The sequence below is a fragment of the uncultured Campylobacter sp. genome (assembly GCF_938045465.1).
Taxonomy (GTDB): domain Bacteria; phylum Campylobacterota; class Campylobacteria; order Campylobacterales; family Campylobacteraceae; genus Campylobacter_B.
The window spans coordinates 16,337-27,909 of the sequence record NZ_CALIBF010000013.1; the positions used below are offsets into that span (position 1 = coordinate 16,337).

Consider the following 11,573-nt stretch of genomic DNA (forward strand, 5'->3'; position numbering starts at 1 on the left):
TTAAAATCCTACTACGTAAAGCGTTAATGCCGCAAAAGCAATGGCAAGAGCGCCGCATGAAATTTTGCGCATGCTCGAAGTCATTCTGAAGCGTGGTCCAAAGTTGTCGATGAAAACGGCTGCTACGTAAAATACGCCGGTTTTTAGCACAAAGATTATGATCGCTAAAAGCGGATTGCTAAAATTCCACGGCTCAAATATCGTTAGGAATAATCCGATCATCGCAAATTGCTTCAAAATAAGCGCCGCTTGCACTAAGCCGAGATCGCTGCCTGCGTATTCGCCCAAAAGTCCTTCTTGAAGCTCTTGCTCGGCTTCGGCAAGATCAAATGGCTTTCTGCCGGTCTCGACATACATACACCATAAAAATGCAATCGAGGCGACGGCAAAGCTTGGAATTTGATAGCCGATCTGACCGCTGCGTACCATCCCCTGAATATCAACTAAATTTGAAGTTCCCGCAGCCATCATTACTACGATTAGGCACATTATCATCACAGGTTCGACAAAAACGGCAAGCATCTGCTCGCGTCCACCGCCGGTTGCCGCAAAAGGGTTACCGCTATCTAGCGATGCCGCACCGAATACGAAGCGCAAAAGCGCGCCTAGATATAGGATAACGAAAATATCCGAATACGCTCCGAAAAGAGTATCTTTGCTGTATGTAATAGGAATAGCCGCCAAAATCGCTGCCGAAGTAGCGAAAAGGAAAAACGGCGCCCATCTAAATACCCAGTGGCTGCACGCAGGAACGGTTCTGCCGCGCTTAAAAAGCTTAATAATATCGCGGTAAGTCTGGAAAAAATCGCTTCCTTGTTTCGACTGAAGTTTGGCTCGAAGTTTTCTAGCCATACCGTCGAAGAGTGGAGCGACTAGGACGATAACCGCGACTTGAAATATCATTAAAAATATAGTTTGTATAGTCTGCATCTTAAACCTCCTAGATCAAGAAATATCCGACGCCCAGTATCGCGCAAAGATAGATTAGGATGTAAAGCGTATATAAATTTGCATAGCCGCTTTGAATAATTCCTATCTTATCGGCGATCTTCTTACTCCAATCGATTACCGGTTGATAAATCATCGTCCACCAAATGTCTTGTGGGTGGTTGTGATACTCGATCGGTCCGAAGTAGCCGTTTTGCTCTATTCTGCGTTTATGACCTCTAAATAACCAGTCCATAATCTTTCTTAAATCGCCGGTAAAAGGACCGCCGGTCATCTGCATGCGAGGGCTATATTTAAAACCGCATGCCCAAGGATCTGTCTCACGAGGTTTGTCGCGATTTGCTTTCATAACCGCTAGGATGATAAACGGAAGCAGCATTGTAGAACACAAAATCACTGCAATAAGAGGAGTTGAAACGATACTTCCCAAAGGTGAAGTGATTGACGAAGCACCTAGGCTTGCGACAAATTCTCTATTGGAAGTGATAGAATTTACCGCTTGCATGATGTAATCGACTATGAAGTGTGCGCCTACGCCAAATCCCACGCAACCTATCATCAAAATGATCATTCCTAAAACCATTCCAAGAGGGCTTTCTTTTGCATTCTCCCAAATTTTTTCATCTCTTGGGGTTCCTGCAAAGATTACCGCATATAGTTTTAAGTGCATACCGACCAAAACGCCCGTAAGCGCAAGTGCGACTACTGCTAGCGAGAAAGCGTATCTAATGAAAATTCCGCTTTCCTTAGCGCCTTGAAGCATTCCTTGATAGGTAAACCACTCTGAGACGAAGCCATTTACTGGAGGAAGCGCTGCGATACCCATGATACCGATAAACATACCGACCGCAGTTAGAGGCATTTTTTTAGCTAGCCCTCCTAGCACGTCCATATTTTGCGTATGAGTAGCGTGGATTACAGAGCCTGCACATAAGAATAGCAAGCCTTTGAATATCGCGTGATTTACTACGTGGTAGCAGCCTGCTAAAAATCCGACTGCGGCTAGTGTTACATTGCCTGCTGCGACGCCGTAAATTCCAGTGCCAAGACCCAGCAAGATAATGCCGATATTTTCAACCGAGTGGTACGCAAGAAGCGCTTTAAAGTCGTGCTGGCACAACGCGTATAAAACGCCGAAAAGCGAGCTGGCTGCTCCTAGGATCAAAACTGCAAGTCCAAAATAGATGCTTAGCGGCAAAAATAACGTAAATTTAACAAGCGTAAAGAGCGCTACTTTAATCATAACGCCGCTCATTAGCGCAGAGACATTTGATGGAGCCGCAGGGTGAGCTTGCGGTAGCCAAACGTGAAAAGGCCACATTCCCGCTTTTGAGCCGAAGCCGACCAAAAACAAGATGAATGCTGCTACAGAAGCGCCCATCGGCATATTTACTTTTCCCCACTCCGCAAATTCGAAGCTGCCTGCGTAGTTTGCAATGATAAGTAATCCACAGGTGATACAAAATGCACCGATCTGCGCTATACCTAGATATACCATAACGGCTTTGAGCGTGCCTTTGCCATCGTTTACTATGATTAGAAATGACGAGATTAGCGTCATAAGCTCCCATAAAACAGCGAAGCAAAATACATTATCCGCACTGATGACTAAAAGCATAGATAAGATGAAGGTATTAAATAAACATGCAAAAACGCCAATATTTGCCTTTCCGATATATTCCTCAGCATAGCTCATACCGTAAACGCTGCTTGCAAAGCCTATAAAAACGACTACGAAGCTGAAGAAATTTCCAAGCGGACTTAAAGCAAATTTTGGCGCATATAAGAAAGTACCGCCCAAAACGAAGCTATCGCTTACGCCCATATTGGCTACGAAATGACACATCGCGTAAAAACAGCTGATAGCACCTAATCCAAATCCCACCTTAACGGCAGTTTTTGGAGCGCAGTATAAAAGAATACTAATTACTGCACTGACGATAAATAAAGTATAGACGCTTATCATTTTGCGCCTCCTTCTTTTTTGGCGACGCAACTGATTTCGCCGTTTAATACGTCTTTTGCAAAAGCATTAGCCGCATCGTAGTCTATCGCAAAGCCCAATTTATGCTTACCTTCTTTAGGATCTATCATAATGATAGCGCTGGTTGGGCAAACCTCGACGCATGCAGGACCGTTCTCGCGTCCGTTGCATAGATCGCATTTGATGGCGGTGCTTTTGGCGCCCGCTTGGCTTTCGATCTCGAGATAATACTTCGGCTCGACCGCATAATTTACTGACGGCATAAGCTCGGCATTCGAGCTGATCGCGCCATAAGGACAGGCGAGCGTACACATCTTGCATCCGATGCAAATTTCTTCGTGTAATTCGATATAGTTATTATCGAAGCGAAGCGCACCGGTAGGGCAGACATTTGCGCATGGTCCGTCATCGCACTGCCTGCACTGCGTAGGCATAACGCCGTAAGCCTGTCTAAGCACAGTAAGTCGCGATTTAGCAAGCTTGCCGCGCTCGTAGGCACTTGAGTAACAGGCCGCCATGCACGTCGTGCAACCGATACATCGTTTGTAATCGCAGATTACAAATTTATGTTGTTTCATACCTTTCTCCTTGACTTAAGGAATTTTAAAAATTTTTTACTAAAAATTTTGGTGTAATTATATTTAAGTCCGTAAAAAAATTCCGTCATTTATCTGACGATATTTGGAATTTATTTGATAAATTTGCTTTCAAAGCTTAAATTTAAAAACTAATTTCTTTTTTAAACCGGTTCGTTGATTATTTGCTTTAAAAGTCTAGTATATCACTATTAAAGTATATTTTAAAATTTAAATTACTACTTAAATTACCCCAACTTACTCCTAATTATAATTGAAAAAATTCTTTTAGCTTAAGACAAAATTTCAATTTTATTTTAGGTAAGAATTTATATAATTGTGCCGAAATTGCATATATGGTAATTTTGCATGTTTAGTATTTTCGAAAGGAGAAAATATGGCGAATAAAGGCAAGGTCATATGCCCTTATTGTGGCACAGGCTGTCAAATCGAGCTGACTGCGGAAGACAATTATATCAAATCCGCAGCCGGCGTAAGCGACAACCCCGTAAATCAAGGTTGTTTATGTTTGAAAGGTTATTACGGATGGAATTACGTAGGCTCTAGAGATAGGCTTACTACTCCGCTAATTCGTAAAAAGAATGGCAAATTCAGTAAAGACGGCGATTTGGTCGAGGCTAGCTGGGACGAAGCGCTTGATTTGGTTGCTAAAAAGATGCTCGAAGTTAAAGAAAAATACGGCGCCGACGCGATAGCCGGAAACTATTCCGCACGCTGTACGCATGAGGATAACTACGTAGCGCAGAAGCTACTTAGAATTTTAGGCACGAATAATATCGATCACTGCGCGCGCATTTGACACGCTCCGACTGTGGCAGGTCTTGCCAAAACAATCGGTAACGGAGCAGCTACAAATAGCTTCACGGAGATCGGAACTCACAGCAACTGCATTATGATGATCGGCTCAAACCCGGAAAATGGTCACCCGATCGTAGCTATGCACGTTCAAAGAGCGTTAAACAGAGGCGCCAAACTCATCGTCATTGACCCGGTTAAGACGGAATTCGCAAATCGCGCAGATATCCACCTCCAGCTTGAGCCGGAGCACAATATCCCGGTTATAAACGCTTTAATCCATGCTATTATCGACGAGGATTTGGTAAATCATGAATTCGTTAATAAATACACCAAGGGTTTTGAATATGTAAAAGAGGCGGTTAAGGATTATTCGCCTGAGGCCGTAGCTAAATACACTAGGCTAAACGCTGAGGATATTAGAAAAGCGGCTAGAATTTACGCTACTACGCGACCTGCGGTTATCACGCACGGCATGGGTGTAACTCACTTCAACCACGGCGTGGGCGCAGTCTGCGACATTTCAAATTTAATGCTCGTAACGGGCAATGTGGGCGAGCTCGGAAGCGGCGATCTACCGATCCGTGGACAAGAAAACGTTCAAGGCTGTTGCGATATGGGAATGCTTCCTAACGTATTTACCGGCTATAAAGCCGTAACCGACGAAAGTGCCCGTGATTGGTTTGAGCGCCAGTGGAATTTACCAAAAGGTCATCTAAATGGCAAGATCGGCATTCATAAAACCGAAGTGCCTGACGCAATTCTTGATGGTAGGGTAAAATTCTTCTGGACGATGGGCGAAAACCCGGTTATGACCGATCCGAACGCAAACCACTTCTTGCGCGCGATTTCGCAGGTAGAGATGTATGTGATCCAAGATATTTTCTTAACCGAGACGAGCCGCAAAGCAGATGTCGTGCTTCCCGGAGCTTGCAGCGGCGAGAAGGAGGGCACTTATGCTAATGCCGAGCGCCGCGTACAGCATAGCGAGATTGTAGTTGCCCCTCCGGGACAAGCTAGACAAGACTGGGCTATCATCTGCGAGCTTGCCAGACGTTTAGGTCTAGGAGATTATTTCACATTCCAATCTCCAGAGCAGATTTGGGAAGAGGTGCGCAGGGTAGCTCCACACAACTACGGCGGAATGAGCTATTACCGCATCAAAAAATACCACGGACTTCACTGGCCGTGCCCTGATGAGAATTCTATGGGCGGACCTGCATTGTACCTTGATAAAAAATTCTTTACCCCGGACGGTAAAGGAAATTTCGTCCCAGTTCTATTCGTGGATGATAAGAGCAAGATCGAAAGCGCCAAAGAGGAGTTCGCAAAGCATATGAATATGCCGAAAGATTATCCTGTAATGGCGGGCTCCGTGGACGAGAAGACCGACGAGGAGTTCCCGATCCAACTTCTAACTACGCGTAAGGTTTACGAGTACGCAGGAGGCGCGATGACTAGGCGCTCTAAGACCGTCGAGCAGGGCGGCGATGCAATAGGACCGATTGCGGAAATGAATCCGAAGCTTGCCGAGCGATACGGAATTTCGCAGGGCGATTTTATCGTCGCGTGGAGCCGCTACGGTTATATCGCGATTAAGGCGGACATCACCGAGTGTATAATGGATGGTATCATTCAGATGTCTTATCACTACTGGGAGAGCTGCTGCAACGAGCTAACCAGCGGCGGCTGGGATCTAATCGCCAAAACTCCTACGTTTAAGGCGGCGATTCAGATTAAAAAGATCGATGAAGAGGAATTTTTGCGTATCCGCGAGCTTAAGCGCATTAAGTTTCAAACCAATAAAGTCGTTTACGACGACTTCCACCACCATCCGATTAAATTCTAAGAATTTAATCTTATCCGTAGATTCGGGGGCTATGCTTCCGAATCTACTTTTTAACAATCAATTCAAATAATATGAAATTTTAGCGATTTAGCCGTCTTGCAGTATTTTAAAGATCAAAAATTTAAAAAATTCAATAAATTCTGCGGTACTTCAAATACGCATCTTTGCGTGGTCGCACTATCGATAGGATGGTGTGAAATTTATCTGCTATTGCGTTAATAGATGCGGCGGCAGAGACCGGGCATTCGTGATTTATCAAATCCTAATAAATTTGGTCTTAATCAGAGCGGCGCAATGGAGTAAATTTTAAAGATAAGCATGATAATAAGGCTATTTTATCGCGGCAAATCTTACCAAATTACATTATTGATTAAATTTTAACGCGCGTAGGCTGATTTTATGCGAATTAGCCTATATTGTCAAGTAGCGCTGTAATTTTGATAACGCAAATGCGATTTTGTGATTTTAATATATAAATGCAAAAGGCTCATAGGCTTTTAAAGCGCTAGACGCGGCTTTTAGTCTTAATGGTCGCAAATGCCGGTTTCTAGCATAACCGGAGTAGTTTCGCGCTCTGTCCGAAATCCATAAATTTTGATTTTAAAATTCCGAATTCCGTCGTGCTTGGAATTCATAATTTTTAGAATTTTGTTTTATCGCGTGTTTTTGGCGTTCTATTTCACGCGGGAGCCCTTTGCTGCGCTAGATAGCGCTGCTTGCGATGTTAAAGCTATTGCGCCAAAGCTGCTGCCTGCTTGCGGATGAGATTTATGAACTGGGCTCCGGCATTGAAGTTATTGCGCCAAAGCTGCTGCGGCAGAATTCCATCTACTTTATGCAAAAATAGTTAAAATTTCTGCCGCTTGTCGCGCCTGAGCTACTTATTGTGCCGGTCTGTTCGTCGCGCCTTAATTTTTATCGCTCATAGCGCCCGCTGCTTTACTTTGTCGCTCCTAAATTTTTGCTGTCAGTCGCGTTAGAATCGCTCGCAGCGCCGTGATTTTCGCTGCTTGCAGAATCTGAGTTTGTCGTACCGCTAGAGCCTACGGAGATTGGATTTACTGCACTTTCGCCCGCGATGCCGCTTACGTTATTTATGTAGGCTACGGTGCTTATTTTATTCCATTCTCTACCGATTTTCAAAAACGCGCGCTGGCTGTCTAGGATCTCTTTAAACATCGGATCTTTCGCCGCTTCTTCGTCTAAGATTTCATTCGTTGCTTTTTTAAGTGCAGCTATCACGTCCGCAGGAAAGTCGCGCACCTGCACATCCGGAAACTGCGCTTTTAGCTCCGCCCAAATGCGAGCGTTTTCGTAAAAGCCCTTATTTTGGAAGTTCTCGCCGGCAAGTCTTGCTGCAGCCTCTAAGATCGCTTGAAGATCCGCAGGCAGCTTCTCTAGCGCCTTTTGATTTACCAGCAGTTGGCAGTCTCCCATAGGCTCTTGCCAGCCTGTGTAGTAGTATTTAGCCACTTTGTGAAATCCAAGTGGCATATCATAGACAGGGCTTACCCACTCGACCGCGTCGATCGTGCCCATCTCTAACGCCATAAATAGCTCGCCCGTAGGCACCGTGTTTATAGTGGCACCCAGCTTGCTCATCACCTCTCCGCCTAGCCCCGGTATGCGGAATTTAAGCCCTTGCAGATCTGCGACTGAGTTGATCTCTTTTTTAAACCAGCCGCCCATTTGCATGCCGGTAGATCCCATCAAAAAGGTCTTTATGCCGTATTGCGCGAACATCTTATCGTTAAGCTCTCGCCCACCACCATAGTAATACCACGCGTGCTGCTCATCGGTAGTCATACCGAAAGGCACTGCCGTCCAGAGCATAGTTTTGGCGTCTTTGCCTTTATAATAATAAAGCGAAGTATATCCTAGATCGTATTGACCGCTTTTGACGAAGTCGAATATGCCAAAGCTTGCCTTGTGCTTGCTCGGCGTATCGATGCGGATCTGAAGCCTGCCGCCACTAAGGCTTTCGGCATAGTTTTTAAAATCCTCAGCAGCAGCGCCCAAAACGGGCGTAGTCGCCTCCCACGTACTAGCAAGTCTTAGGCGATATACCTTATCGTCGCCGAAAAGCTGCGAGCCCAAAAGCATGAGACATGCAAACAAAAAAATCTTTTTCATTTCTATCCTTTCATAAAGTTTTAAATTCATAAAATTTCAAAATTTAGCGCGACGTCTGCTTAAAATTTAATCGTGTTCTGCGTTACTGCTACGAAATTCTGCTTCACGGTGTCTATTTTATTGACACGTTGCTTTCTATTCTATTTTACGACGCTTCATCTTATAGGCACCTTGCTTTGCAGACGTCTTATTTCGCGATATTTTGTTTCTAAGCGCCCCGCCCAAGCTTTTATTTTACGATACCTGGCTTTGCGACGATAGAGCGCCGCGTTCGTTTAATTTCGCCATGTTCGGATGTTACCGCACCTGCGTCATATCTAGCGATAATATTTTATCAAGCGCGCTTTCTTAAAAGCCTCCAGCGCGGATCTTTTTCTCTTAGAAATGACAAAAGTATCTTAAAATGCCATTTCTGCGCTTTTGCAGATAAAATTCTCTTTTTCTTTCAAAGCGAGCTTTGTCATTATCGGCAAGCTTAGACGCTACGCCATTTCTTTGATCTTAGACGGCGGAATCGTGCTTTTAAATTTAAAATTCACGATCAGCACTCTTTGCGCCGCACTGGTAAGCGGAGAGTGCGCCTTTATATTTGAATTTTGCGCCTTAGTTGAGCGTAAAATTCCGCGCGGAGTTTTTGAAATTCCGCGCGAAGTCTAGATTAGAATTTTACGCAGAGCTGCCCCGCGTTGTCTAAAATTTTTTGCAAAATTCCGTGCCGCAAAATGCACTTAAAATTTTAAATTTGCTATTGTGCGGAATTTCTTAGCGTAAATTCTAAGCCTTGAAATTTTGCTCTTGTTTGACAGCATAAAATTTTAAAATTAAATTCTGCAACTGCCATGCCTTAAAATTTTATTTGCAAAGCCTGTCTGCTAAATTTTAAAATTTTAAGCCTAAGTCCGCAAAATTCTGCATTCCGCATTTTAGAAATTCTATTTCGCAAAATTTTATCTCGCAGATTTCGCTCTATAAATTTTTACGCTCGATGAAATTTTACTCCGCATAGTTTGCGCTTCGTAAAATTCTAGCTCGCAAAATTTTGCTTAAAATTTCGCGAGCTAGCCCTTATTTTCAAATAACTCCGCGTGTTTGCTACGCAAAAACTCGACCACGGCGATCACTTCGTCCGCGCCGCTAGCGTCCGAGTTCGCAAGCACCGTATCGATGTTTTCGATATACAGCTGCGCCGCATCAGCGAGCCGCTCGCGCTTCACGCCCGCGTAGAGCAGCATCGCGTCAAGCAGGATATTAATCTCGTAGATGAGGTCCTGCTCGGCGATTTTTTCGTCATTATTTTTCATCTTTTTCCTTTGGAATTTGAGTTTTTTTCTCGATTAGATCCACGATTTGCGCCTTTACGGCTTCGTACGAGCTCGCGTCCTTAAAGCCCGCAAACATCCCGCCGCTCGCGTTTACGTGCCCGCCGCCGCCGAGGAGCAGCTTTGCCATTTCGCTAACGTCGATTTTGCCGTCGGCGCGGAAGCTGAGCGTTTTTTTGCTCGTTACGTCGATGAAAAAATCGACATCGGGGTTTTGCGTCAAAAAGTCGTTGCCGATGACGCTTACGTTGCCGATATTGTAGGTCAAAATGCCCTTTTTATCGAGGTAGCTGATCTCAAAGCGCTGCTTTTGCGCGCTTAGGCGGGCGACTACGAAATGCGAAACGAGATTGCTTAGCGTATCGTCGCGTTCGCCTTTAAAAAATTCTTTCTTTATGCCGTGCAGCGCGCTATCTAGCGCGATGTGTGCGCTCGGCTCGTCTTGAAATTTAAAAATTTTATCCAGCAAGTAAAAGATATAATCCCTGCTCTCCCGCTCGAACATGATCTTATTGATCTCTTTCGCGCCCGAGACCATGCCGAGGCAGACCTTGCCGAGCTCAAACTCGCTCTCGTCCTTTAGCCAAATATCCACGGCGTTTACGACGCGCACGAGCTTATCCAGCCGCGGCGAGCCGCCGAACATCGCACTGAAAAAATCATAGGTGATCTTCGTAGCGCAGCGCGAAGAGTCTAGGAAATACCACGGAAATTTTTTCGCGCACTCAAGTCCGCTTTGATGATGATCCAGAAGGATCACGCGGGCGTTGCGGTGAGCCAGTTCACCGCTAAATTTCTCGCACTGTGCGGGCAGTAAATTTAGATCGGTGATTAAAACTAGGCTTTTTTCGTCTGCGTCTGCGGCAAGCCGCTCATCAATACGCTCAAGGATTAGTTCAAATTTTTCGTTTATCTCCTTGCCGTAGTTGGCGTTGAAAAATTCCACGTCGGTCAAATAGTGCGCCACGACGAATTGCGCGCCGTAGCCGTCCAGATCGGTGTGGCTGAGGTGATATATTTTCATTTGCGCTCTTTGCCGATGATGTTTGCTAGCGTGATCGTATCCATATACTCATCGACTTTCTCCTGAAGCTCGCCGAACATTAGATTGACGCGGCATAGCGTGCGACCGTTCGGGCAGGCGTCGATCCCCTCGGCGGTGCAGTCAAATACCGTCGCCTTGCGTCTTTCGGCGCTTTTGATGATCTCGCTTAGCGTGATCTCATCCGCATTGCGCGCGAGCACAAAGCCGCCCTTGGCGCCTTTGAAGGAATTTAAAAGTCCCGCGCGAGCTAAATTTTGTAAAATTTTAGCCAAAAAGCTGCGTGAAATTCCAAGCTCGCTAGAGATCGAATCGACATCCATAGACTCATTCTTGCCAGCGATGCAGATCATTGAAAGTAGGGCGTATTCGCTTGCTTTAGTAAAAAGCATTTATTTTCTCCTTTGGTGTCAAAGCGTGCATTTTACACAAAGAAAGCAAAAATTTAGGTTAATTAAGTATAATCGCTTCCTATTTTACCGATCAGGAGGTCATCATGGCTTTAGACACGGCTCAAAAAGCACAGATAGTTGCGAAATTCGCTAGAAGAGAGAAAGATACAGGTTCTGCGGAGGTGCAAATCGCGCTTCTTACCGAGAGGATCACGCTTCTTACCACTCATTTGCAAGCAAATCCGAAAGATTTTTCATCTCGCTTAGGACTGCTAAAGCTAGTAGGTCAGCGCAAAAGAATGATGAAATATCTTAAAAATAAAGACTACGCAGTTTATTCCAAGCTCGTTAGCGAGTTAAATTTAAGAGATAAATAAGCTCCTTTGCTCGCGGTGGCGTTTATTTCGCCCCGCGATTTATACACGGCGTCCGTCAAACGGCGGACGCTTTTTTTATACCCTAAATTTAGACAGCCACACTTTTTCAGTTTTTGAATTTTTTGAGAATTTTGTAAA

At 44.9% G+C, this 11,573-nt stretch carries 10 protein-coding genes; 3 read left to right on the forward strand and 7 right to left on the reverse strand.

Going from position 1 to position 11,573, the window contains the following annotated elements:
- Genes Q0413_RS00805 through Q0413_RS00815 form a run of 3 tightly spaced genes read right to left on the reverse strand, consistent with a single transcriptional unit; the run spans position 1 to position 3,510 of the window.
- Positions 1-930: an NADH-quinone oxidoreductase subunit H gene (locus Q0413_RS00805; protein WP_298986284.1), complete on the reverse strand. Its 930-nt coding sequence runs from the start codon at positions 928-930 to the stop codon at positions 1-3.
- 10 nt (positions 931-940) lie between these two features.
- On the reverse strand, positions 941-2,914 hold the full coding sequence (locus Q0413_RS00810) for a proton-conducting transporter membrane subunit (RefSeq protein ID WP_298986287.1): 1,974 nt from the start codon (positions 2,912-2,914) through the stop codon (positions 941-943).
- Positions 2,911-3,510: a 4Fe-4S dicluster domain-containing protein gene (locus Q0413_RS00815; protein ID WP_005871891.1), complete on the reverse strand. Its 600-nt coding sequence runs from the start codon at positions 3,508-3,510 to the stop codon at positions 2,911-2,913. The genes Q0413_RS00810 and Q0413_RS00815 overlap by 4 nt, the downstream gene beginning before the upstream one ends.
- A 394-nt stretch (positions 3,511-3,904) precedes the next feature.
- Between Q0413_RS00815 and Q0413_RS11175 the strand changes: the two genes are divergently transcribed.
- Positions 3,905-6,172 (forward strand): molybdopterin-dependent oxidoreductase, encoded by a 2,268-nt coding sequence (locus Q0413_RS11175; protein ID WP_366939616.1) that lies wholly within the window; start codon positions 3,905-3,907, stop codon positions 6,170-6,172.
- A 939-nt stretch (positions 6,173-7,111) separates the two neighbouring features.
- Here the strand turns inward: Q0413_RS11175 and dctP are convergent.
- A complete protein-coding gene (dctP, locus tag Q0413_RS00830) occupies positions 7,112-8,305 on the reverse strand; it encodes a TRAP transporter substrate-binding protein (RefSeq protein ID WP_298986290.1) in 1,194 nt (397 codons plus the stop codon).
- Between the two features lie 495 nt (positions 8,306-8,800).
- Between dctP and Q0413_RS00835 the strand changes: the two genes are divergently transcribed.
- The gene (locus Q0413_RS00835; protein WP_298986294.1) at positions 8,801-8,962 is read left to right on the forward strand and encodes a hypothetical protein; all 162 of its coding nucleotides are present in this window, start codon (positions 8,801-8,803) and stop codon (positions 8,960-8,962) included.
- A gap of 401 nt (positions 8,963-9,363) precedes the next feature.
- On the opposite strand, the gene Q0413_RS00840 is transcribed toward Q0413_RS00835, so the two are convergent.
- The 3 genes from Q0413_RS00840 to Q0413_RS00850 are packed head-to-tail and all read right to left on the reverse strand — an operon-like array spanning position 9,364 to position 11,058.
- Positions 9,364-9,606 carry a hypothetical protein gene (locus Q0413_RS00840; RefSeq protein WP_297881153.1) on the reverse strand — a complete coding sequence of 81 codons (243 nt, stop codon included), beginning with the start codon at positions 9,604-9,606 and terminating at the stop codon, positions 9,364-9,366.
- Positions 9,596-10,648 (reverse strand): DHH family phosphoesterase, encoded by a 1,053-nt coding sequence (locus tag Q0413_RS00845; RefSeq protein WP_298986297.1) that lies wholly within the window; start codon positions 10,646-10,648, stop codon positions 9,596-9,598. Before Q0413_RS00845 ends, Q0413_RS00840 begins: the two co-directional genes overlap by 11 nt.
- Positions 10,645-11,058 carry an Rrf2 family transcriptional regulator gene (locus Q0413_RS00850; RefSeq protein ID WP_298986300.1) on the reverse strand — a complete coding sequence of 138 codons (414 nt, stop codon included), beginning with the start codon at positions 11,056-11,058 and terminating at the stop codon, positions 10,645-10,647. Before Q0413_RS00850 ends, Q0413_RS00845 begins: the two co-directional genes overlap by 4 nt.
- Before the next feature lie 104 nt (positions 11,059-11,162).
- Here Q0413_RS00850 and rpsO point away from each other — a divergent pair, with 104 nt between their 5' ends.
- Complete coding sequence (gene rpsO, locus Q0413_RS00855; RefSeq protein WP_005871877.1) at positions 11,163-11,435, forward strand: 30S ribosomal protein S15; 273 nt, start codon at positions 11,163-11,165, stop codon at positions 11,433-11,435.
- Positions 11,436-11,573 lie beyond the last annotated feature (138 nt).